General features: G+C 32.1%; 22 protein-coding genes and 1 tRNA gene. 7 read left to right on the forward strand and 16 right to left on the reverse strand.

Annotated elements, in window-relative coordinates; genetic code table 11:
- Positions 1-69: 69 nt before the first annotated feature.
- The 6 genes from tpx to ribB all read left to right on the forward strand — a co-directional run bounded on the left by tpx (position 70) and on the right by ribB (position 6829).
- Complete coding sequence (gene tpx / locus V7P59_RS10240; RefSeq protein WP_333810066.1) at positions 70-567, forward strand: thiol peroxidase; 498 nt, start codon at positions 70-72, stop codon at positions 565-567.
- A gap of 67 nt (positions 568-634) precedes the next feature.
- Positions 635-1009: a diacylglycerol kinase gene (locus V7P59_RS10245; RefSeq protein WP_333810067.1), complete on the forward strand. Its 375-nt coding sequence runs from the start codon at positions 635-637 to the stop codon at positions 1007-1009.
- A gap of 33 nt (positions 1010-1042) precedes the next feature.
- On the forward strand, positions 1043-3550 hold the full coding sequence (locus V7P59_RS10250; RefSeq protein ID WP_333810068.1) for a DNA translocase FtsK: 2508 nt from the start codon (positions 1043-1045) through the stop codon (positions 3548-3550).
- Positions 3543-4208, forward strand: a complete 666-nt coding sequence (locus V7P59_RS10255; RefSeq protein ID WP_333810069.1) for a LolA family protein — start codon at positions 3543-3545, stop codon at positions 4206-4208. The genes V7P59_RS10250 and V7P59_RS10255 overlap by 8 nt, the downstream gene beginning before the upstream one ends.
- 46 nt (positions 4209-4254) lie before the next feature.
- A complete protein-coding gene (locus tag V7P59_RS10260; RefSeq protein ID WP_442902420.1) occupies positions 4255-5691 on the forward strand; it encodes an LptF/LptG family permease in 1437 nt (478 codons plus the stop codon).
- A 4-nt stretch (positions 5692-5695) separates the two neighbouring features.
- Positions 5696-6829, forward strand: a complete 1134-nt coding sequence (gene ribB / locus V7P59_RS10265; protein WP_333810071.1) for a 3,4-dihydroxy-2-butanone-4-phosphate synthase — start codon at positions 5696-5698, stop codon at positions 6827-6829.
- Between the two features lie 98 nt (positions 6830-6927).
- Here the strand turns inward: ribB and V7P59_RS10270 are convergent, their stop codons facing one another.
- From V7P59_RS10270 to V7P59_RS10340, 15 genes are all read right to left on the reverse strand, one after another.
- Positions 6928-7635 carry a hypothetical protein gene (locus V7P59_RS10270; protein WP_333810072.1) on the reverse strand — a complete coding sequence of 236 codons (708 nt, stop codon included), beginning with the start codon at positions 7633-7635 and terminating at the stop codon, positions 6928-6930.
- A 313-nt stretch (positions 7636-7948) separates the two neighbouring features.
- Positions 7949-9448 carry a hypothetical protein gene (locus V7P59_RS10275; protein ID WP_333810073.1) on the reverse strand — a complete coding sequence of 500 codons (1500 nt, stop codon included), beginning with the start codon at positions 9446-9448 and terminating at the stop codon, positions 7949-7951.
- A 600-nt stretch (positions 9449-10048) separates the two neighbouring features.
- Positions 10049-10828 carry an SseB family protein gene (locus tag V7P59_RS10280; protein WP_333810074.1) on the reverse strand — a complete coding sequence of 260 codons (780 nt, stop codon included), beginning with the start codon at positions 10826-10828 and terminating at the stop codon, positions 10049-10051.
- 22 nt (positions 10829-10850) lie between these two features.
- Positions 10851-11030, reverse strand: coding sequence for a YqaE/Pmp3 family membrane protein (locus V7P59_RS10285; protein ID WP_333810075.1), 180 nt, complete (start codon positions 11028-11030; stop codon positions 10851-10853).
- A gap of 5 nt (positions 11031-11035) precedes the next feature.
- Complete coding sequence (locus V7P59_RS10290) at positions 11036-11614, reverse strand: hypothetical protein (protein ID WP_333810076.1); 579 nt, start codon at positions 11612-11614, stop codon at positions 11036-11038.
- Between the two features lie 64 nt (positions 11615-11678).
- Positions 11679-12170, reverse strand: coding sequence for a hypothetical protein (locus V7P59_RS10295; protein ID WP_333810077.1), 492 nt, complete (start codon positions 12168-12170; stop codon positions 11679-11681).
- Positions 12171-13073, reverse strand: coding sequence for a DUF5655 domain-containing protein (locus tag V7P59_RS10300; RefSeq protein WP_333810078.1), 903 nt, complete (start codon positions 13071-13073; stop codon positions 12171-12173). It abuts the gene before it with no gap.
- On the reverse strand, positions 13070-13948 hold the full coding sequence (locus V7P59_RS10305; RefSeq protein WP_333810079.1) for a DNA-methyltransferase: 879 nt from the start codon (positions 13946-13948) through the stop codon (positions 13070-13072). The genes V7P59_RS10300 and V7P59_RS10305 overlap by 4 nt, the downstream gene beginning before the upstream one ends.
- On the reverse strand, positions 13941-15032 hold the full coding sequence (locus V7P59_RS10310; protein ID WP_333810080.1) for a hypothetical protein: 1092 nt from the start codon (positions 15030-15032) through the stop codon (positions 13941-13943). Before V7P59_RS10310 ends, V7P59_RS10305 begins: the two co-directional genes overlap by 8 nt.
- Complete coding sequence (locus V7P59_RS10315) at positions 15029-15685, reverse strand: hypothetical protein (RefSeq protein ID WP_333810081.1); 657 nt, start codon at positions 15683-15685, stop codon at positions 15029-15031. The genes V7P59_RS10310 and V7P59_RS10315 overlap by 4 nt, the downstream gene beginning before the upstream one ends.
- 6 nt (positions 15686-15691) lie before the next feature.
- Positions 15692-17164: an ATP-binding protein gene (locus V7P59_RS10320; protein ID WP_333810082.1), complete on the reverse strand. Its 1473-nt coding sequence runs from the start codon at positions 17162-17164 to the stop codon at positions 15692-15694.
- Entirely contained in the window at positions 17157-18065 is a 909-nt protein-coding gene (locus V7P59_RS10325; RefSeq protein WP_333810083.1) for a type II restriction endonuclease, read from the reverse strand. The genes V7P59_RS10320 and V7P59_RS10325 overlap by 8 nt, the downstream gene beginning before the upstream one ends.
- Positions 18040-18951: a DNA adenine methylase gene (locus V7P59_RS10330; protein ID WP_333810084.1), complete on the reverse strand. Its 912-nt coding sequence runs from the start codon at positions 18949-18951 to the stop codon at positions 18040-18042. Before V7P59_RS10330 ends, V7P59_RS10325 begins: the two co-directional genes overlap by 26 nt.
- A 177-nt stretch (positions 18952-19128) precedes the next feature.
- Complete coding sequence (locus V7P59_RS10335; protein ID WP_333810085.1) at positions 19129-20670, reverse strand: hypothetical protein; 1542 nt, start codon at positions 20668-20670, stop codon at positions 19129-19131.
- A 794-nt stretch (positions 20671-21464) separates the two neighbouring features.
- Positions 21465-22214: a hypothetical protein gene (locus V7P59_RS10340; RefSeq protein ID WP_333810086.1), complete on the reverse strand. Its 750-nt coding sequence runs from the start codon at positions 22212-22214 to the stop codon at positions 21465-21467.
- A gap of 235 nt (positions 22215-22449) precedes the next feature.
- Here V7P59_RS10340 and V7P59_RS10345 point away from each other — a divergent pair, with 235 nt between their 5' ends.
- Positions 22450-22638 (forward strand): hypothetical protein, encoded by a 189-nt coding sequence (locus V7P59_RS10345; protein ID WP_333810087.1) that lies wholly within the window; start codon positions 22450-22452, stop codon positions 22636-22638.
- 162 nt (positions 22639-22800) lie between these two features.
- On the opposite strand, the gene V7P59_RS10350 is transcribed toward V7P59_RS10345, so the two are convergent.
- Positions 22801-22885, reverse strand: a tRNA-Ser gene (locus tag V7P59_RS10350).
- Positions 22886-23355: the final 470 nt, after the last annotated feature.

Consider the following 23355-nt stretch of genomic DNA (forward strand, 5'->3'; position numbering starts at 1 on the left):
ATATTAAGCAAACAATAAGGTACACTTTAACCAATTATTCTTTACTTTTGTTTCTCAAAAAAAACAGGTATGGCATCAATTACATTAGGAGGAAATCCAGTTCACACAAATGGCGAATTGCCAGCAATTGGCTCAAAAGCTATTGATTTTAGTTTAGTAAAAACCGATTTAGGTACAGCAACTTTAGCTGACTTTACAGGTTCAAAAGTAGTATTAAACATTTTTCCAAGTGTTGATACCGGAACTTGTGCAGCTTCTGTTAGAAAATTCAATGAAAAAGCAAGTGCTTTAGCAAACACAAAAGTATTATGCATTTCAAGAGATTTACCTTTTGCTCAAAAACGTTTTTGTGGCGCAGAAGGTTTGGATAATGTTATTAATCTCTCTGATTTTAAAGACGGAAGTTTTGGAAAAAACTACGGCTTAGAAATTTTAGATGGCCCTTTAGCTGGTTTACACTCACGTGTTGTAATAGTTTTAGATGAAAACGGAATTATTTTACATACTGAGCAAGTAAAAGAAATTGCTGACGAGCCAAATTACGAAGCTGCATTAGCAGTATTATAAAAACACAAAACTGTCCTAAATAAAACTATCTTCTTTAGGACAGTTTTTTTTAATTCAAATGAATAAGATGAAATTCGAAAAAGACGAAACCCTTTTTACTGGTCGATTAAAAAGTATCGGATTTGCCATTAAAGGTGCAATAAAATTAATTACTACTGAACATAGTGTTATGGTACAATCTTCTTTAGCTGTACTAATGACATTCGCAGGCTTTTATTTTGGCATTAGCCGTTTTGAATGGATGATGCAAATTTTAGTTTTTGGTCTCGTTCTAGGAATTGAAGGACTAAATACCGCAGTAGAAAAAATTGCAGATTTCGTACATCCCGATTTTCATGAACGTATTGGTTTTATCAAAGATATTGCAGCCGGAGCTGTTTTTTTTGCAGCCCTAACCGCTATTGCTATAGGTTGTATTATTTATTTTCCATATTTGTTTTAATTTAGCTACTTTTGTAAAAATTGATTTGTTTACATGGCCAAAAAAACAAGTAAAGATTCCGTTAATAACCCTACTGAATCCAAAGAGAAATTCTCTTGGCGTATAAGTCGTCAGCAGAAATTTATTTTTGGTATTGTATTGATTTTCTTTTCAATTGCTTTATTACTATCCTTCATATCTTATTTCATTACCGGAAATAACGATCAAAATATTGTATCGGAATTAGCCAACAGAAATGCAAAAGCAGAAAACTGGTTAGGGAAATTTGGAGCCTTTCTTGCTGACTTTTTCCTTTATAAAGGTTTTGGTGTCGCTTCATTTATTTTCGTAAGAGTTATTTTTTTAGTTGGAGCCTATTTTGTATTAGATATGGCATTATCTAAACTAAAGAAAAGTTTTTTCTGGGATTTCTACTTAATTATTTTTATCTCAGTAATCTTAGGCTTTTTCTGGGATTACATACCGCAATTAGGTGGAACTGTAGGATATGAAATGAATCTTTACATTCAAGATTATATTGGTAAAACAGGAACTTTGTTAGTGCTTTTATTTGGAATTATACTGTTTTTAGTCTTTAAGATTAAGATTTCTCCTGAAAGTTTTACTAAAGTTTTTGAAAAACCACAAGACGAATTAAATGAAGATATTGCAACTGCCAATACCATTATTCCTGTAAGCGAAAATGATACGGAAGAAGACGAAGTGAATACTGATTTACCTATAACTTCTCCATCTAATGCTAAAGATGATTTCATTTTAACGGAAGACGAAGAAGAAATGGGTAATTTCGAACTCAAAACCTATCCTTCTTCCTTTGAAGTAAATAAAGAAGCATTAAAACCTACCATCGCTACAGCTTCTGAATTAACTTTAGATCCAAAACCAAAAGTAGAATCTCCTGAAATAACTAATTTTTCAATTGAAGACAGAAGTATTCCACAAGAAGACTTCGTAAATGAAGATGCTTTTGTAATTGAAAAAGTGGAAGAAGAGGAAGTGGTAGAAGAAAACCTAGCCGCAAAATTGGTACAAGATTTTGGGTTATTTGACCCAACGTTAGAATTATCTAATTACCAATTCCCTCCTATTGATTTATTAAAAGAATATTCTTCAGGTGGCATAACGATTAACCAAGCCGAATTAGAAGAAAACAAAAATAAAATTGTTGATACGTTAAAAAATTACAGTATCGGAATTTCGCAAATTAAAGCTACTGTTGGACCAACCGTAACCTTATACGAAATTGTACCTGATGCTGGTATTCGTATTTCAAAAATCAAGAATTTAGAAGACGATATTGCATTGTCTTTAGCCGCTTTAGGAATTCGTATTATTGCGCCAATTCCTGGTAAAGGAACCATTGGTATTGAAGTTCCAAACAACAATCCAACGATGGTTTCGATGAAAAGCGTAATTGCTTCACCCAAGTTTCAAACAGCCGAAATGGAATTACCTATTGCTTTAGGAAAAACCATTTCTAATGAAACCTTTGTAGTTGACTTAGCCAAAATGCCACACTTATTAATGGCAGGTGCTACAGGGCAAGGAAAATCAGTAGGTTTGAATGCGGTGTTAACTTCTTTACTTTACAAAAAACATCCGGCAGAAGTAAAATTTGTTTTGGTGGACCCAAAGAAAGTAGAATTAACTTTATTCAATAAAATTGAACGTCATTATTTAGCAAAACTTCCTGATGGTGGTGATGCTATTATTACTGATAATACAAAAGTAATCAACACATTAAACTCGCTGTGTATTGAAATGGACAATCGTTATTCGTTATTGAAAGACGCGATGGTTCGTAACATTAAAGAATACAATGAGAAATTCAGAAACCGCAAACTAAATCCAGAAAACGGTCATCGCTTTTTACCTTATATCGTATTAGTAGTGGATGAGTTTGCCGATTTAATCATGACAGCAGGTAAAGAAGTAGAAACACCTATTGCTCGTTTAGCTCAGCTAGCACGTGCTATTGGAATCCACTTAATTATTGCAACACAACGTCCATCAGTAAACGTAATTACAGGTATTATTAAAGCAAATTTCCCAGCTAGAATTGCTTTCCGTGTAACTTCAAAAATCGACTCACGTACTATTCTAGACAGCCAAGGAGCAGATCAATTAATAGGACGAGGCGATTTATTATACACACAAGGAAACGATATCACTCGTGTACAGTGTGCTTTTGTTGACACACCAGAAGTAGATAAAATATGTGATTTTATTGGTTCACAAAAAGCATATCCAGAAGCTTATCTACTTCCAGAATATGTTGGAGAAGAAAGTGGCATAAAACTTGATATAGACATATCCGAAAGAGATTCTTTATTTAGAGAAGCAGCCGAAGTAATTGTAACAGCTCAACAAGGAAGCGCTTCTTTAATCCAAAGAAAATTAAAATTAGGTTACAATAGAGCCGGTCGTTTAATTGACCAATTAGAAGCTGCTGGTATTGTTGGTCCATTTGAAGGTAGTAAAGCCCGTTCCGTTTTAATACCTGATTTAGTAGCACTGGAACACTTTTTAAACAATGAATAAAATCCAAATTAAAATGACACGTTTTTTACAAGTTGCAATTGCACTACTTTTCAGTTTTTCACTACATGCTCAAGATGCTAAAAAAGCTAAAGAGTTGTTAGATGATGTCTCTGAAAAAGTAAAATCGTATGACAATATTGTGATTGATTTTAAATACACTTTAAACAATCCAAAAGAAAATATTAACCAAGAAAGTAAAGGTAATGTGGCACTTCAAGGAAATTTATACAACTTAAATTTCATGGGCATAACCAAAATTTTCGACGGAAAAAAAGTGTATACGATTGTACCAGAAGATGAAGAAATTACAGTAGCCAATTTTGATGAAAATGATGAAAATGCCATTACACCAAATAAGATGTTAACCTTTTTTAATACGGGTTATAAATATGCATGGGATATACTTCAAGATGTAAGAGGAAGAAAAATCCAATACATAAAATTAATTCCTAACAGTAGCAAAGATCAACGAAAAGAAATCTTAGTAGGTATCGATGTTCAAACAAAACACATCTACACAGTTATGGAAATAGGCAAAAACGGAACAAAAACGACTTTAACTGTTAATTCTTTTAAAACAAATCAACCTTTATCGAAAAATCATTTTACCTTTACAAAGTCAAAATATCCTAATTATTACATCAATAAATTAGACTAATTTCGTTCGGGTGAAAATCTTAGATAAATACATTATTAAATCCTTCATGATTACATTTACTTCGGTATTTGTAATCTTGTTTTTTATATTCGTTTTACAAGGAATTTGGCTTTTTATTGCCGAACTAGCTGGAAAAGATCTAGACTTCATTACCATTGTCAAGTTTCTTTCTTTTTATGCTCCTACGATTGTTCCTATGGTATTACCACTTTCGGTATTACTAGCTTCTATCATGACATTTGGTAGCTTTGCCGAAAATTATGAATTTGCTGCAATGAAATCTTCAGGTATTTCCTTGCAACGCGCCATGAAAATGCTAACCATTACTATCGGAATTTTAGCTTTTGTATCATTCTTTTTTGCCAACAACGTTATTCCTGATGCGCAATTTCGTTTTATCAACTTGCGTAAAAATATTGTTCAACAAAAACCAGCAATGGCTATCACTGAAGGACAATTTAACACTATAGGAACATCAAACATTAAAGTCGATAAAAAATCAGGTGATAATGGTGAGTTTTTAGAAGATGTTACCATGCACGTTAAAAACGTCAATATGGGATTAGGAGCTAATACTATCATCAAAGCTAAAAGAGGAATTTTAACCAGTGAAGAGGATTCAAATTATTTACAATTAGAATTATACGATGGATATTATTACGAAGACATTCATCCAAAAAATTATGAAGACCGCAGTCGTTTACCCTTTGCTAAAAGTAGTTTTCAAAAGTATGTTGTCAATATTGATTTAACCAAATTAAATCAAACAGAAATAGATGAAGGCAACATTACATCAGAAAAAATGCTTACAGCACTTGAATTAAAATACACCATAGATTCACTACAAAAAAGCTATAATAAAGATGTAATGTCTTATGCAGACAATGTGGTAATGCGCAGCGATAATATTTTTAGAAAAAGAAATCAAGTAACGGTAACTGTTGCTTCTCCAACGGCTCCTGTAGCAAATGCACAACCTAAAAAAGATTTATTATCCATTTTTACTACTGCAGAACGCAAACAAATTGTAGAAATGGCAAAAAGTAATGCTGCAAGTACTGAGTTTAGTATCCAAAGTAGTAAAGTAGACTTAGAAGACAAAATTAAAAACATTAACGATCATTGGCTAGCCATTCATGAAAAATTTGTAATAGCCTACTCTTGTTTATTAATGTTTTTTATTGGAGCGCCTCTTGGAGCTATTATTCGTAAAGGTGGTTTAGGTTTACCCATTGTATTTGCCATTCTTATTTTCATTAGTTTCCATTTCATCAATACCTTCGGGCGTAAAGTGGCACAACAAGATAGCATCTCTCCTTTTTTGGGCGCTTGGATGGCATCTATTTTAATGACACCTTTTGCGGTTATATTAACCTATCGTGCAACAAACGATATTGGCATTATGGTTAATTTTGATTGGATAACAGATCCGTTTAAAAAACTTTTTAATAAAATAACTCAAAATAACGACGACAACAACTAATCCCATGTCAAATAACATACAACTCAACACAATTGAAGAAGCTATTGAAGACATCCGTCAAGGAAAAGTAATCATAGTTGTAGATGATGAAGATAGAGAAAACGAAGGCGACTTTCTTGCTGCTGCCGAAAAGGTAACTCCCGAAATGATTAATTTCATGGCAACACACGGTAGAGGACTTATATGTGCACCACTTACCGAATCACGTTGTAAAGAATTAGATCTTCATGCTATGGTTCGTAACAATACCGATCATATGGAAACCGCTTTTACTGTTTCTGTGGATTTAAAAGGAAATGGGGTATCAACGGGAATTTCTGCTTCCGATAGAGCAAAAACGATTCAGGCTTTAATTGATCCAGAAACAAAACCATTTGATTTAGCACGTCCAGGACATATTTTCCCACTAATTGCGAAACAAGGCGGTGTTTTAAGAAGAACAGGACACACAGAAGCAGCTATTGACTTTGCAAGATTAGCCGGCTTTAAACCTGCCGGAGTTATTGTCGAAATCATGAACGAAGACGGAACCATGGCACGTTTACCACAATTGGTAGAAGTAGCTAAGAAATTCGACCTAAAATTGGTTTCTATTGAAGCATTGGTAGCCTACCGTATGCAACACGATAGTCTTATTCAAAAGAAAGAAGATTTTGATATTCAAACACGTTTTGGAACGTTCAGAATGCGTGCCTATTTACAAACGACCAATAAACAAGTACATATTGCTTTGACAAAAGGAACTTGGAATGCAGGCGAACCCATTTTAACACGCATCAATACCACACAAGTAAATAATGATATTCTAGGAACTTTAACACATGATAACGACAAAAAATTAGATGATATCTTCCGTTCGATAAACGAAGCCGAAAAAGGCGCTATCGTATTTATCAATCAAGAAGTAAAATCATTAGAATTACTTGATCGAATAGCCGAATTAAAAATCCTTCAAAGTCAAGGTGAAATGAGAGCTCCTCAAATCAAAATGGACAGCAAAGATTTTGGAATTGGAGCCCAAATTTTACACGACTTAGATATTACAAAAATCAAACTTTTATCTAACAGTACCGCTCCTACCAAGCGTGTGGGGATGATTGGTTACGGTTTAGAAATTACTGAATATGTAAACTACTAATATCATAGTAAAACTCTAAGAAAAAAGCTCAAGACAACTTGAGCTTTTTTTATATTTAAATTTTACTTTTCGTTATTTATAACAAAAATAGAATCAAATTAATGTTCCTTTAAAATTTTAAATCCTTTCAAAATATTGGTATTCAATAACAATATAGCAAATAAAAATAGCCAGATAATTGCCGAAACCAACACATTAGTAATAGAAAAAGTAAAAGTAATGTCTTTAATATTTCCATACAAGGAAAAAACAATGCGTAAAGCCACTAAAAAAAGAAAGACAAAAAGCGAAAGACTCCACTTTTTAAGTAATTTATTATGATTTTTTGAGGTATCAATTAAGCTATTTTTACTCCATAAATTAACTTTCAAAAGTTGATAATCTAAAGCAATATAGGCTAAAACATAAACTAAGAAAAAAGCTAAAAAAGAAGGTGTTTCAAAAGAATTTGTTTCAATTTGACTTTTATCAGAAATATCAAGTAAAACAAAAAAGAGAGGCAATATCAAATGAAAAAAATCGTCATATTGAAATTCTTTTGAATTAAAAAATAAGTTTTTTAAATACAAAAAAATAAGAGGTACTACAATGATTAAAACATTATTAAAATTATGCAAAACATCTACGGAATGATCAGGAAAAAATAAACCAAACAAACCAATTACTAAAAATCGCAACACTATAAGCGATAAAATAACAATTAAATATTTATTATGAATACTATTTGGTTTGTAAAGCATTAATACTTTAAAAAGAGTAATCAAACCAATCACACCAATCGAGGACACAAAAAGGCTTTCTAACATAAAGAAAGAGTTATTAGGATTATACTAATTTTAGCTTTTGTATTCTTTGGGGGAAATAAAAATAAAAAATAAATATATATTTTTTTTTGTTAAAAAAAAAGAAAAATTTATAAATTAAGTTATTTTGTTAAATAAATATTGTTAAAACTCCTAATTCCACATTTAAATATTACTCAAAAAATCATTATTTCGTTAACTAACAAACAGAGTTTTTACAATAAAAAAAAGTTACAGACTTCACAAAGTGAAACCCATAACTTTTAACTTTTAACTCGTAACTCTAAACTCGTAACCCGTAACCCGTAACCCGTTCCTACAACCTTTTCATCTCCAAGTTCGACACCACTTCCATTTTCAATCCCATAGCATTATAGCTAGTAGTTAAAACACCTTTTACAGCAGAAAACATCCCAGCATTACCATCAAAGAAAGAATCAAAATCCATGGTCATCGTAGGCATCATTTGCTTCGTTAGCTCCATATCGCGTTTATCTTCATCACTCATTTCGCTCATCATTTGGTCCATATTTGGCATATCCATTGTCATAGAAGCATTTTGAGATTGCGCAGTAGCCGAAGAACCCGCAATACTTTTCGTTTTATCCGTACCCATTTTATAATTCAACTGGGCTACCCCATTGCTGATATTCTTTGCCAAAATATCTATTGTATAAATTCCCGTAGTAACCTTAAAAGAATCACCTTGTCTCACCTCTCCTTCTGGCAAGGCTAATAACGAAAGATAATCATAAGGCAATACATCCACCTCATCCGTATTTTCATCCACTTTAATGGTAATTTGTTTAACCGGTTGGGCTTCTTTAATAGTATATCCTGCTTTCAATGCCCCTGTTTTAGGATCAAATTCGGCATATACATTTACGTTTACATTCTCCGCTTGTCCTCCTACCGATATCGAACTATCAGTTGCATTCGCATATACCAAAGCATTTCCTTGTGCAGTAGTTACCAACGTGATTTTCTTTACAAAAGTAAAATTCCCTTTGGCATCCACTTTAAAATCACTTTTAATAGCCGTAGCAGGAAGATTCGCTAAAGAAGCCAATACTCTCCCTTTAGAATCTACCACTTTGTAATCCAACAAATATAACGTACCCGAAGCATTACCTTTCGTATCCACTGCATTAATAGCCATTAAAAACTTAGTTGTGCCTTTGAACTGATCTTTCATGCTCATCCCCATCATCGATGTCGATACATTATCGGTTTGATTGGCAACAAATGTATATTTTTTCCCTGCTACCCATTTGTAATTCATATTTACCGCTCCAGAAGAAACAGTAGATGAACTTGAAGTACTCTTAGGAGTTGAATTCACAACAGGAGTGCTTTCTTTTGGCTTAGGCGTTTCTACAACAGGCGTTGTTATAGGAGTGGTAGCCACAGCAGTTTCAGGAGAAGCCACTGCATCTACATTTTGAAAACTAGTTGTATATTGATTCGCACTTGGTGTAGCTTCCTCTAAAGGCACTTCACCAAAATGACGTAACTTATAACCTTTCGAAGTTTTAGTAATTTTAGCAGTAACTTCTACCCCCATTTCTGGAAAGTAAAAATTTTGTTTTACTGTTCCTAATGCTTTATCTTGAAAAATGACCATTACCGCATTATCAGTCGTTTTTAATTGGGTAACTTTAACATTAGTTTGTGGCGTTGCATTTTGCTTGATGCCATTCACCACCAAATAAAACGGATTCAAATCCTCTGAAAACACAACCAAATTGGATGTCTGAGCCCACGTATTCATAGCAAATACCACAGACATACTGAAGAGTAGTATAATTTTTTTCATATTTATATGTATTATTTCAGGCTAAAAATACAAAATTGATGCCAAATGTGTTACATTAATAAATTTACTTTAGTTTCGGTTTAACAACTACCAATTAACTAAAAATCAAATTACTAAAACAACAACTTTCTCATAAAGTAAAAAAATTATAGGAATGAGTGGATGTTTTTGATTGCATTGAACAAATAAAAAATAGAGCATTTCACTATTTTAAACTTCAACATTAATCATCTCTTAATCATCTCATATTAATCTCGTTTAACTTTGTTTAATCTCCGATTTTAGCATGTCCTACACAGTCGGTATCGCTTTACGAAGTAAAGACCACATTCATAATTCTTTAATAATCATTCAACATACAATCATTTTTTGTCGTGCTGAACTCGTTTCAGCATCTCCTACAAAGTAGGCAATCGCTTTACGAAGTACAAGCTGTCATTCCGCAGAATAGGAATCTCTACTAAGTAGGCTCTTGCTTCAAGCAGTAAAACCCTCCCTTTTCCCTTTCACCCATTCTCCCAATCACCCTATTAGCCTATCACCCAATCACCCAATCACCCAATCACCCAATCACCCTATCACCCTATCATCCATCACCCATCACCTCTCATAAAACACCCCAAAATTCTGAACCGTTTCATACCAACTATCCGACTCTTCAATATACATCGATTCCAATGGCAAGTCTAAAGAAAACCCTTTCATACCATCGCTAACGCAATCCATAACCGCCAATCGAGCATTTTCAGAATAATTTTCCAACACAAAAGCTAATATATAAATCGACTCCTGGTTACGAAGCATCACAAAATGATACACCTCTTTAATATTGCTATTCTTACTAAAAGCGGCTAGCAATTGACTCTTATTAGCACCATCAATGGGATGTTGCGGAAACCCAACTTGCACTTTTGTTTCTTCCTGTATTGTAGTAGTAGAAATATTTTCTCTGTTGCGTTCCAATACAAACATAGTCTCTTGGTCACTATCAATTACAACACGACCAAAGCTATGCGTTTCAGCCAATTCCAACACAGCACGAGCAGGCATAGCCATAAAAGCCGTTTCTCTATCTGTCCATTTACTCAAAGTAGTTTCCGAAGTAAACACACCAAAAACCAACATGCCTTCTACATCAAAAACAGTTGTAAAAGCAACCGAAGTCCGCTTTTCAAGTGTCTTCCATTCATCCGACTTTGATTGTTCGCCATCAGTAGGAACCACTAAAAAAGCACGAGGTCCATATAATTCCTCTATTACTTTACTATAACTTTCTGAGCTAGGATGTTGATGATACGCTTGTATCAATTGCAGTAAAACCGAATTATCAGGTGTAAACTCGGGTTCTTTTTTGCCGAATAGTTTGTTGAAAAAACTCATTATTATCTTTTCTTTAATTCTTTTATAATCTTATTGGTTCTTTATCTGTATACATTCTATTCAAAGCAGTAACAGCCCATATAAAAGCAGGAATCCAACCAATGATAGTAAGTTGCAATAGCAAACAAATAATACCCGAACCTATTTTCCCTTGAAGTATCAAACTCAACCAAGGAAAGAAAAATGCTAAAACGTATCTCATAATATTTATCTAAATAAATTCTTATAATCTTTAGTATTCAAAAATTGACCAAAAGCAAAAAATGCTTCATCTAATTTCTTTAAATCTTTTATTTCATTTTCATCTATAAAAGGAAGATATTCATTAAAATAAAAAGCTTCCTTTTGTTTATTTTTTATTGAGTTATTAGAAAGATTTGAAAACTCTTTTTTATGAATAAACAAAAATGTTCTATGAATGTGCTGGTCATAAATAGGAAACTTTTGAGGTTGAATAATGTGCAACAAAAAGATTTTCCAAACCGCTGATAAACTTTTAAATTCATATTTAAACAAATCTAATTCAAATTCATCTTTTGACTTTAAATAGTTAATGACTTCAAGTTTATCTATAATTTTAATATTGAGAGATATTTGTTTTAAATCACTTAATCGCATACCGTTTTTCCATTTAAAAAGTTCTTGTACACTCTCGGCATCAAACACCTTTTGGGATATATTCTTTTTATAAATAGCTTCATTTGAATAGGAATACAATTGAGACCAAAAAGTTATAAATGTATTTATATCATCAGATTCGGTTATTTCAAAATGAAGGAGTTGCATTAGTGATAGTTTTATTATTTATTTCATATAAAAAATTAAAAGACTCGACAGAATCGAAACTTTACTAAACAATTGTGTAGGGTTTACATTTTTCAAGAATTTCTAACATTGCTATATTTAACTTATTTAAATCGAATTTTTGACCACAAAATACTACTGTCTCATCAATTGTATTATAACCTCTTTTAGTATTTTGAGAGGAGAAACTTAAATCAGGATTCATAGCTAAATCAATAAAAACACCATTTGCCCCTCCCTCAAACCATTTTGTAATTCGTTCGTCATAATGCTCAAAATGATTACGAAAAGTACGGTCACGCAATATGTTGTCGTCTGATATATTTAACATTTTACGAAGTCTAACGCCTCTATCATTGTATTCTTTATTTGGCCAAAGAATTCTTGAAATATTTGCTGATGAAATTAAAATAGATTGAATTGAAGCCCATACATCTAAAGTATCTTCAGAAAACTTTAAACGTTCATATGCCTTTTGTCCTATTTTAACTTGTAGAACAATTTCACTAATATAAACTGTATCTTCAAACAACTTCATCTAAACAACTTGCTTAATCAAACTCATAACATATTCTAAATTATCAGTATTTGAAACAATCAATTCATAATCCCCATTACCCCAATGCCCAGTTTCTGATACATCTTTAGTCAATCCTTTTGGGTCGTCTAATTGTCCTTTTTTCAAGTTAATAAAGATTTTTAACCCTTTTTTCAATAAAACTATATCCGATATGTTTTTATCTTTCTTAAAAGCGATGTATAACTTTTTAGGAACAATTTCTACCTCATCAAATAAGTTTAAAATGGCATTTTTATAAGACTCATATAATTCAACCATTTCATCAGAAGCGCCATTCAAATGGTCTTCTTCTGTATATACTTTAATTTCAGAAGTTACTGACTTTATTTTTTCATTTTGTTGAGTTACTGGTTTGATACTTTCTGCCGACCTAGTTTTCTTTATTGGATTAATGCTAATAATATCATTTTCAAAACGCTTAATTTCCCATAACTCAATGGCAATGTCTTTGAAGTTAGTAGCCAATCGTTGATTTTCTGTAAAACTTGGCGAAACAAAAACAACTCTAGTTTGAGACCAATCTACTTTACTACTATGTAAATTTTTATTCAACGTTTCATTATATGTCAAAACAAAATCAGCTTTGTTTTCTAGCATTAAACTCAAATAAGTAAACCCTTGGTCAACCACACTAACATTTTTATCTCTTTTATATTCTATTATAATGAAAGCATTAGATTGAGTGTCATACGCTAAAGTATCAATACGTTTCCCTTTGATAGTAAACTCACTTTTTACAAACTCCAAGCCTGTTAATAAATTTAAGTTTTGTTCAAAAACGTTCTGAATTTCGCGTTCTAATTTAAAAGGTTTTTCTTTTAAAATATTTAATTGACTTTTATTGACTTGATATAAATTCATAATTCTAAATCTAATGAATATTCTGTTTTAGGTTCTTCTAATAAATATGACTCCAATTGCTTTTTAGTTTCAAAACCACTTATTTTTTGTTTGTATTCTAAAGCTATTTTAGGATTTTCAATTTCCAATTTTCTGTTTTTACTCACTTCAAGAAATTCTGTTTCCATATCTATACCTAGAAATCTTCTATTAGCAAGATTGGCTGCAATTCCAGTAGTGGAACTTCCTGCAAATGGATCTAAAATCCATGCCCCTGGTTTAGTTGAAGCTAAAATAATACGCGTTAAAACAGACAATGGTTTTTGTGTAGGATGTTTGCCACATGATTTTTCCCATTTAGCAATCGCAGGCAACTTCCAAACATCTTTCATTTGTTTGTTACCATTAAGTTGCTTCATTAACTCATAGTTGTAGTAATGGGGTACCTTTTCTTTTTTACGCGCCCAAATAATCAATTCAGCTGAATGCGTGAAAAAACGACATGAAAAATTAGGTGGTGGATTGTTCTTTTCCCAAGTGATTACATTTAAGATTTTAAAATCTAATTCTTGTAATAACTGACCTATTGAAAAAATATTATGATACGTACCACTTATCCAAATCGTGCCATTATCTTTTAGTTTTTCTCTTACCAATTTTAACCAAGTACGATTAAAATCATTGATAAAATCAAACCCCTCCGATTTATCCCAATTACCTTTATTTACTGAAACAATTTGTCCACTTTGTATAGACAAACCATTGTTGGATAAAAAATAAGGAGGATCGGCAAAAACCATATTAAACTTATGCTCAAATTGAGGTAAAAGTTCTTTGCAATCACCTTGTAAAAGATAAAAGTTTTTGTCTTCGGATTTGAAATATGGTTTAAGCATTTGTTAATTTTTTTATAGGCATTGATTTAAGCTTAGTTTCCATTATTCCAAATTTAGTAGTGAAATAATCACTTTTTTCTCCATTTATTAATTCTATGTATGAAGCTGATCTTATGTCATCAACTTTTATATCTTCTTTATTTAAAAAATTTTTAATATTTGGTTCTGATATGTCTAACAAAGACCATGAAAGTGGTTCAGTAAATTCAATTTTATTAGATAAAATTTCACAATACCCTTTTTCTTTATTTTTAACTACTGGAATTGCCACATTATTAAAACTACCAATATTAGAAACATCATATTTAATCCTATTTGACTTAAATTGAATTCCATCAATATTGTCATTTTCTATTACCCATTGTAAAACCATTTGTGGTAATATATATTCTGGCTTAAAAGTTTCTTCTCTTTTATAAACCACAAATGAACAACTTGCAAGTAGTGGCCAATATGATAGATATTTTATTAAAATATTTTCTTTTGTAATTTTATCATCAACTATACACCTATTTCTAATTTCTTGAGTTGTTGTATTTAAAAATAATAGCTTAGTATTTTTAGTATTAAAACTTAATCTTGTAACGTGAATATTATTAAAGTCCGGTCTATTCATTTCTTCCCAAGCAGTATACAAAGAATCTGCCATGTAAATACATGGAAGACCTGGTATAGAATACCTTTGGGTAGCAACTTTTTCTCTCATTTGAAATGGGATGTGAAATAAATCTTTTTTGGAATAATTTATGTTACTTCCAGTCCTTATTCTATAGAAATCTCCATTAATATCTCCTATTTCTAAAAGATTTTTTGATTTTAGCAATTCTAAACATTCATTTATTTTTTGGTATGCATGATTAGTTTTTCCAACTAAATAAAATTCAAGAGCTTCTTTTATAAGCTTTATTTCATTTTCAATTATTGGCAAATTAATCTTGATTTTTGAACCAAATTCATCGTTAAACCCGTTAATTATTTCTAAATACTGTTCAAATAATCGGCAAATTGAACTATAATAATCATCTCCATTTCTACTAAATGGAAAATTTAAAATATCTGAATTTATTAAACTTATGTTTGTCATTTTATTTTTGATATTTCAGTAATGATTTTTCGAAAAATTTCGTAATCATCTGGTAAATCATTTTTCAAAATATCATTTGAAAATACATTTAAACTCTCAACTTCAGAATGAGCAATCGCTTTTACAATCCAATCTATTTGTTTGTCTGAAATTACATCACCATTTTTTACTCGATTCCCAACGTTAATTAAACAACCTCTAAAGCCTTTTATAATTGTGCCACTCTGGATATCTCTTTGTTTTAAATAACTAGAAACTGAATAATATGCATTTGGAGAGACATTATGTAACATTTTTTTAAACAAAGGTTCATTATCTCCGTCAATATAGTTTCTAATTGCCTTTATAGGCTCTTTTGTGTCATTAACTATAATTTTGTAATTATTATATAATTCTATTCTTTTCTGTTTATCCTCTTTAATAATCAAAAACAAATGATCAATGGGAATTTTTGAATCATCTATTGTATTAAATTCTTCTTCATCTAATTTTCCTAAATCAAAATATACTTCAACATGCGCTTCTCTAATACCTAGGTTTTGAGCTATAACCTGAATACTTATTGTTGAATTCTGTGTCTCCCATTCTAAATAACTATCATATCTTTCTGATAGTGGTATGTTTGGGTCTAATAAATTTAGTTTATCCTCCATACCAGATTATTTAAAAAGTCTATTTAAAAGCTCATTACGAATAAGAAGTGCTTCTCCTTTTTGGTAGCCAAATTCATCCATCAAAAGAAATAGAACACAATCGGATATAGCCCAATTTGTTATATAAACTAAAAGATTTTCATCTAATCCTCGATTTTCAACATTTTTATAAACTGCGGATAAAGTATTAATAATAATGGATAGTTCAGATGAATTTGTTGAATAATTATACATCCAAGGAGTATTAACATCATTCAACTCTTTAAAAATTGGAGGTACAATCGTAAACCACCTCCCATCATTCAAGGTGAAAGCATCATCTGGTTTATTTTCATCTTCAATATGAAATTTTAATCTATCAGCTGCATTTTTTGCAGCTCTTTTATGTTTTTGTATTTTTTTAATAACTTCCGCGGATTTCTCTTTGTCACTTTTTTTATAATCAACAGAAGCCTCCATTATTTTGCTAATATGCTCCTTTAATAAGCTTTGAACTTGTTGCCATTCAGAACTAGAGTGATCGAACCCAACTTTATGAAAAGCTGGTGGACACATATCAAGTTGAATTTCACCATAAGTTCTTGAAACTTCAGCGTGAGGATTTTTAGTCATCAGACCTCCCAATCTCATTGGTAATTGATGAAAACGTTCAATTATTTGATTGTTTTTATATATATGTAATCCCCAATCACCTCCAGGACGACTAACTTCCATTAGCGCTATCCACCCTTTAATTTGTGCTTTCTCTTTTGAAATTTCATTGATTACGTAAAGATTCAGTTCATCAAGGTCTATTTTTGTATCGTTAATAATTTTTGTTTCAACCTTTTGACAAATAAACTCTTCATTTCTTTTCTTATCAATAACTTTTATCTCAATATTTTCAATATTCAGTTCAGGCTTGAAGATTTCTTGTAAGGAATCACGTATTGAAATACCTGTTAAAGATTTATAAGTTAAGTCTTCTATTTTTATCGAAGTCCCATTTGAATAATCTCTTAATGATAAATTACTATCGAAAGGAGTTGTATCTCCAAAAATATGATCTCTATAATCCTTATCACCATTTTCAAATTTTCGAGTATCTAATACTAATGAATGCTCTTGATTAAATTCATTAATTGACCTTGTACGTATGGTAATTTTCCAACCTAATGTGAGACAAGCTACTTTCATCCCCATACCAAACATTCCTTTTCTAACTCGTAAACTAGGTCTTAAATCATCATTTGCGACTGAAACTTTAATTCCATTTTGCAATTCATCTTCAGTCATTCCAACACCATTATCAATAATTTCAATTGATTCATTATCAATAATTACATGTATGACTGATTTTTGATTTCCTTCTACACGCCAGTCGAGTGAATTTGCAACTAATTCTGATAAAGCCCTATTTGGGTCCATCCCAAGGGCTCCTAATCCTTTAGGTGTCCAAAATTTATCACCAGTGGTTAAATCTACTTTAAATTTACTCATCATTTAGGATTTTGAATAGAACACTATCTTTTAACATTTCTAAATTCAACAAATAATCAGATTTATCAAAATACTCTCTTAAAGGTTTTAATGTAGATTTCCAACCCGCACCATCTGTAACCCATATAAAAGTAATACCTTGTGCGTTCCAGTATTCGTTCATTTTTACATATTCAGTTGCAGTAGATTTTAGTTTAGAACCACCACCACCATAAAAATTACATTCAATAAAATACAATTTTCCATTTATATTGATAGCAAAATCTAAATTACGAGATGATTTGTCTACTTGTATGTCAAGGTTCCAATGAGTTTTTATCTTTTTGGCATTGGCTTGTGCCATATATTCATAACCTAATTCTTCACAAGCACTTTTCACAAAGGTTTCTACAATGTTTTCCATCATGGTGCCACCACGGTTTTTTCTTCCGTTGCTGTCTAAACCAACTTCTACACCAGTAACATAATCTACAAGGTTTTTAACTCGTTTGTCTTTAACTAATTCACCAAGACCAGACTGCATAAAAAAAATAGTTAAGTCTTCACAATCTTCATCTGTAATAACTCTATGCTTAAAATCATAATCTTTATACAAAAACTCAGTAACATCTGAAAGCATAGAAACTTTTGTATCTCTAAAGGCTATCAAAAAAGGAAAAGCTTTAACAACTTGAGGGTATTCTTTGATTAAATTATAAACTTCTGTTTCTACATCCTCTTTCCCAATCAAAACATTTAAAAGGTTCAATTCCTTCTCAACCGGTTTAATGTTTTTATTTACTTTCTCCCAATTAACAAAATAGTCCCAAAGCAAAATTCCTTTCTCTTTGAAACTACTAGTAATTTGGGTAAATAAAATATCGTCGCTTTCTAAATTAAGCAATTGACAAAGCTTGTTCATGCTGATAATTTGTAATTAATAATTCGGTTAATTTACCTCTTTTTTCTGGGTTTGCATTAATCATTCGGGTAGCAAACACACGATTGATATTAAATTCATTATACAAATCGTCAAAGAAATTATCGTTAATGTCTTTTCCTTTAACATCAGAGTTGCTTAAAATCCATTTGTGGTCTAAATTATCTAATGTTTTGCAAAAGTCACGCAAACGTATTTGTTCTGCATCTCCAAAATCCTCTTTGGCATACGAATTAAAACTTGAGGTATTACTCAACGGTTTGTAGGGTGGATCAAAATAAAATAAAGCAGGTTTTTCAGCGTGTTGTAATGTTTGTTGGTAATCGCCAGTTAAAATTTCTACACGTTGCAACACTTCGCTAACCGCTAAAAGATTTTCCTTATCACAAATGGTTGGTTTTTTATAACTTCCCATTGGTACATTAAAACCATTGTTTTTATTTACACGAAACAAACCATTAAAGCAAGTGCGGTTTAAAAAGATAAATAAAGCAGCTTGAGTAACTTTATCGGTTTCTCGTGTGTTAAACAACTCACGTTTGGCATGAAAGTATTCTTTCTTTTTATCAGCTAATACTTCTAACGCATGAAATTCACCTTGAAATTGTTCTAATACAGAAATCAAGTTTTTAGTCTTTGAAGCAATTACTTTATAAGTGTTAGTTAGATCACTATTGATATCATTAATTATTGCTTTTTCAACATTTGGAAAATTATTCAATATCCAAAATAAAACCGCTCCACTTCCCACAAAAGGCTCCACATAGGTAAACTTTTGAGAAATGAACTCTTTAGGTAAAGCTTTTTCTATATCTGTGATTAACTGGGTTTTGCCTCCAGCCCATTTTAAAAATGGTTTTGCTTGCATATATTTTTATTTGCTAAATTCTATTTCCCCCAAACATAAGAAAAAAAAAGGTGGTATACAACCCGTAAAAATACCTGATTTTCAAACCAGGTAAAAATACAGGGGTACCTTCGCCAGCTAGAGTAAATAAAGGGTTTGAGATAAAAATGAGGAAAACCGTAAACAAACTAAAAAAGTTTAAGCACTCAACTGTTGCGCTTTTGCTCTCAAGTTTTGTAAATAACGGGCTGCCTTATCAGGTTCTAAAAACTCAGTGGCTAATGTAGGGCTAAAACCTACAGTAGTGGTAAAAGCATCGCGCATCACTTGTTCCACTAAAAGTTGGTTCGAGGCGGTTGTCACAATACTATCATGAATCGTAAAAATCGGAACTTTAGGGTGCAACTTTTGCATACGCTTTGCTACTACTTTCAAAATCACATGGCTCTCAATTTGTTGCAACAAACGAGGCAAAAGAGTAGAATCCTTTTTTTTAATAGCTTTCAACACCGCATACACTTCAGGATAAATTTGAGCAAACAACCGCTTGGGTTCTGCCTGTTTTTGTCCATAAAAACGATTAGGCGTAAACAACAATTGAAAAACAGCCGATTTTACCTCTTTTCTATCTTTAATAGTGTAACCTAATTGTTCCTTAAAAGCTTCTTGTAAAGTTTCATAAAAACCACCTTTTAAAACATTTTCTATGTACGTGTCAAAGCTTGTATTTACTAGGGTATTAGAGATTTCTAATAACATAAAGTAAGTAACCTCTTTATGTATAGCTAATGAATCTAGAGTTATTGAATTGAAATTATAAATTGTAGTTGAAGTATCTTCTAAATTAATAACAGCAGAAAATCGAGGCTTTTTTTTGCTTTCAGAAACACAAAAGGTCGATTTGTCAGAATTTTTGAACCCATTTTTACCGCGCCAAAAATGAGCTTGCAACAACAAACTAATCAAATACGGCTGACTATTTTTAACGTCAATCGAAACCAATCGTTCACCATTAAATGTCAAAAAATTACGCAACACACTGCGCATATTCGTCAAAACACTATGAAAGCGACCGTTCTCACTTATCGTACAAGAAAACTGTTGCTCTTGCATTTTCAACAAACTCAAATTCCCTTGCTGAAATTGAAGCAATGGGTCTTTATAATGCAATTCATAAGTTCCTTTCGAACCATCAGAAGCAGTCGCAAAAGGATTGTATATCGGTTTACTATCTCGCAAATCAAAATACCCAGTTTTCAATTCCAATTCTTCCTTCAAAAAAGCCAAAGCAGCTTCACGATCAATAGAAAGTCCATTAGAAAACCAGCGCTCCAAAAATTCATAACCACGAATCGATTTCTTTTGTTCTATAATATGATTACCATAATGCTTCTTCAAAACAAAATCCGAAACCGTGTACTCTTTCAAACCACCAGAGGTCTTGTATAAAAGTTTATAACCCATACATTTTTTACCCTTCAAATACGAATTATCCGAAGCAAACAAACCGCTATCAATACCATAAGTAAGATAACGTTTATAATCTGTAATAGCCTCTTGTAGCGCTTTCGAAGACAAAGGAACAAAACCATCTATTAAATCAATATCCTTTCGATACTGAGGTATAGAAACAATCAAATGAATCAGATAAACCAATTTATCTTTACTAAATCCCTTAAAAGGAGGATTTTCTTTTAAATGCCTATCCAAAGGCAAATCTGTAGGGAGAAACAACTTCATATAACATGGCGTTTAATTAATAAATAACCTTCAATGGCTTTTACTATATTCACAAAAATAAGACCCAACTTACTGAAAAACAATTATAAGTTATCAACAAAAACACACCTTTTCAACAAAACTGTCCTTATTTATTTCATTCAGTATTTCATTAAAACCACTCCAACCGTTGCCTGAGGCACTCGAAGGCAATGGTCAACAAAACCGTTGCCTAATCGGTTACTGAGCAAGTCGAAGTATCGAAGGCAAAAGGCAATAAAAAAATCCGTCACCACCAGCGCTCCACCTAGTCGGACCCGTTTCATCCGCGTCCCCATCCAAGTGCAACGTCCGAAGCTTCGGACTCTGTGTATCTCTCTCAACACAATCCACTTCAAAAAAACTCTGTGAAGCTCGGTGCAAAAAACTATGTTTCTATGTGGTAAAACTTCTAATAAAGAAAATATCACTTGTTCAAAAGATGCTTAACAGCATGACAAACTATACGTGTAGTCTTAAGTGAACTATACCAAGTGAAACGTCCGAAGCTTCGGACTCTGTGCAGCTCACTCAACACAATCCACTTCAAAAAACTTCGTGTAGCTCGGTGTAAAAATCTATATGTATATGTGTTTTAAAAACAAAGAAAGATTTTAAAAATTTATAAATTTTCTTCAATCTGTGTTCCAAAACCTGAAACTTGAAACTTGAAACCTGAAACTTAAAACAAAAAAAAACTCCCCACCAACGGCAGGGAGAAAAACCATACATTTTTGAACACCAGATAGGTTTTATCAAATCAAGACAACGAAAAACTACACCACCTCAACAATATTTAGCACATTATAAGCACCATTATTTAAAGCATATTGTTGACCATTCACTTCTTGAAAAAACTCAATCAACAAAACCATAAACTCAAGACCAGTTCCAATTGGCACACCACTTGGAGTTAAAGTTATTGTTGATACAGTCCCATCAATCGGAAGATTAGAAACAGTACTATACGTAATATCTGAAGCACCCGTTTCAAAATCCAAGTTCACAAACCCACTTTGCAAACTAAAATGCGTAGCACCCTCAGGAAAACGAATTTGCTCAGTCGGTTTCAAATCCGCAATAGTAATAACACCAGTGGCAGCATCCACAGTAAAAGGACTAAAAAATACACTTCGCATAGTAGCACGATTATTAAAATCAAAGCCCTTTAAATACGCTTTACCAGTGGCAGTAGACAAACCTTCTACCACATTACGTTCTCCCCTTGCCGAAACTAAGTCTTGATTCTTAATATCCGACATAACCTTCATCAAGCGACTCGATAACTTACTATCTTTCGCCTTAAACACAAAGCTACTCACAGCATCACGCAACAGCTTACCAGAGCTAGCACTTCTGCCAAACTCACTGCCATTTTCCCTTGTTCTCACAAACGCTGGGTCATTCATAATTCTGTTTTTGCTAACACCCCCTTTGGTACGCACAAAGTACCCATCAGCACTCTTGTAGAAAGTCACATTATCTAATGTACCTTCAATCTTAAATAAACTACTGTTTCTTGCCATTACTATATGGTTTTAAAATTATACTTACACAAAGATAAACAACCCCTAAACCCCAGTAAAACCAATACTTCCGATTGTGAATAAAACTGTCAAAAACTTCCGTTTTTGCACTTTTTTTCTACAATAAAAATGCTTATTTTAGCTACGTATTCATGAAATACAACCGTAACTAATTCAAATAAATAATTATGAAAAAATCGAAATGAATTAGTAACAATTTTTAAGAGCCATTTAGATGAAGCGAATTTGCATCAACACAACAGACGTGATGTTTATTACAGGTAAAAGCGAAAGACAATCGCGAAACATTATTAACGACATTAAAGATTATTTTGGTAAAGCCAAACATCAAGTCGTTACTATTAAAGAATTTTGCGAATATTTGGGTTTAGAGGAAGAAGAAATTAAAAGTTACATAAAGTAAATCACTAAAGTAACTTCCCCCCTACATACTAAGTAGATAAAGAGTACATAGTAGGAACAAATAGCAATAAAAAAAAGAGTTCGCAAACTGCGAACAAATTTTTCACACCCTCAATCCAACCCATAAAAAAAACCGATTCATTTCTGAATCGGTTTTATCCTGCGGAGAAAGAGGGATTCGAACCCCCGGACCTGTTACAGTCAACAGTTTTCAAGACTGCCGCATTCGACCACTCTGCCATTTCTCCAATAAGTCGTGCACTACTTCCGTATTGCGAGTGCAAATATAGAACGATTTTTTATTTCTGCAAACGTTTTCAAAAGAAAAAAGTAAAAAAAATACACTTTCCTCCATACCCTATTTCCAACCATTTGAATGTCAGTAAATAAATAAAACCAAAATTTTAAGAAAAAATCAAGAACAAAAGCAAGAACAAAGACAAAGTTATCATTTGAATCGTTTTCTTTTCATATGCATCGTAACTAAAGAGATGCTTAACAGCATGACAAACTAGTCGGTTAGTCTTCGTAGGCTATAATAAGTGAAACGCTCTGTGTATCTCCCTCAACACAATCCACTTCCAAAAAACTCCGTGAAACTCTGTGCAAAAAACTATGTTTCTATGTGGTATAATCTTCTAATAAAGAAAGTATCACTTGTTCAAGAGATGCTTAACAGCATGACAAACTAGTCGGTTAGTCTTCGTAGGCTATAATA

The organism is Flavobacterium sp., assembly GCF_036782315.1.
Lineage (GTDB): Bacteria > Bacteroidota > Bacteroidia > Flavobacteriales > Flavobacteriaceae > Flavobacterium.

Bases quoted from the DNA above. Each gene is read 5' to 3' on its own strand.
- V7P59_RS10325 (WP_333810083.1), bottom strand. From the start codon at position 18,065: ATGAACAAGCTTTGTCAATTGCTTAATTTAGAAAGCGACGATATTTTA.
- V7P59_RS10315 (WP_333810081.1), bottom strand. From the start codon at position 15,685: ATGGAGGATAAACTAAATTTATTAGACCCAAACATACCACTATCAGAA.
- V7P59_RS10345 (WP_333810087.1), top strand. From the start codon at position 22,450: ATGAAGCGAATTTGCATCAACACAACAGACGTGATGTTTATTACAGGT.
- ribB (WP_333810071.1), top strand. From the start codon at position 5,696: ATGTCAAATAACATACAACTCAACACAATTGAAGAAGCTATTGAAGAC.
- V7P59_RS10295 (WP_333810077.1), bottom strand. From the start codon at position 12,170: ATGAAGTTGTTTGAAGATACAGTTTATATTAGTGAAATTGTTCTACAA.
- V7P59_RS10290 (WP_333810076.1), bottom strand. From the start codon at position 11,614: ATGCAACTCCTTCATTTTGAAATAACCGAATCTGATGATATAAATACA.
- V7P59_RS10300 (WP_333810078.1), bottom strand. From the start codon at position 13,073: ATGAATTTATATCAAGTCAATAAAAGTCAATTAAATATTTTAAAAGAA.
- tpx (WP_333810066.1), top strand. From the start codon at position 70: ATGGCATCAATTACATTAGGAGGAAATCCAGTTCACACAAATGGCGAA.
- V7P59_RS10340 (WP_333810086.1), bottom strand. From the start codon at position 22,214: ATGGCAAGAAACAGTAGTTTATTTAAGATTGAAGGTACATTAGATAAT.
- V7P59_RS10305 (WP_333810079.1), bottom strand. From the start codon at position 13,948: ATGCTTAAACCATATTTCAAATCCGAAGACAAAAACTTTTATCTTTTA.
- V7P59_RS10285 (WP_333810075.1), bottom strand. From the start codon at position 11,030: ATGAGATACGTTTTAGCATTTTTCTTTCCTTGGTTGAGTTTGATACTT.
- V7P59_RS10275 (WP_333810073.1), bottom strand. From the start codon at position 9,448: ATGAAAAAAATTATACTACTCTTCAGTATGTCTGTGGTATTTGCTATG.
- V7P59_RS10270 (WP_333810072.1), bottom strand. From the start codon at position 7,635: ATGTTAGAAAGCCTTTTTGTGTCCTCGATTGGTGTGATTGGTTTGATT.
- V7P59_RS10280 (WP_333810074.1), bottom strand. From the start codon at position 10,828: ATGAGTTTTTTCAACAAACTATTCGGCAAAAAAGAACCCGAGTTTACA.
- V7P59_RS10320 (WP_333810082.1), bottom strand. From the start codon at position 17,164: ATGAGTAAATTTAAAGTAGATTTAACCACTGGTGATAAATTTTGGACA.
- V7P59_RS10255 (WP_333810069.1), top strand. From the start codon at position 3,543: ATGAATAAAATCCAAATTAAAATGACACGTTTTTTACAAGTTGCAATT.
- V7P59_RS10260 (WP_442902420.1), top strand. From the start codon at position 4,255: ATGATTACATTTACTTCGGTATTTGTAATCTTGTTTTTTATATTCGTT.
- V7P59_RS10250 (WP_333810068.1), top strand. From the start codon at position 1,043: ATGGCCAAAAAAACAAGTAAAGATTCCGTTAATAACCCTACTGAATCC.
- V7P59_RS10310 (WP_333810080.1), bottom strand. From the start codon at position 15,032: ATGACAAACATAAGTTTAATAAATTCAGATATTTTAAATTTTCCATTT.
- V7P59_RS10335 (WP_333810085.1), bottom strand. From the start codon at position 20,670: ATGAAGTTGTTTCTCCCTACAGATTTGCCTTTGGATAGGCATTTAAAA.
- V7P59_RS10245 (WP_333810067.1), top strand. From the start codon at position 635: ATGAAATTCGAAAAAGACGAAACCCTTTTTACTGGTCGATTAAAAAGT.
- V7P59_RS10330 (WP_333810084.1), bottom strand. From the start codon at position 18,951: ATGCAAGCAAAACCATTTTTAAAATGGGCTGGAGGCAAAACCCAGTTA.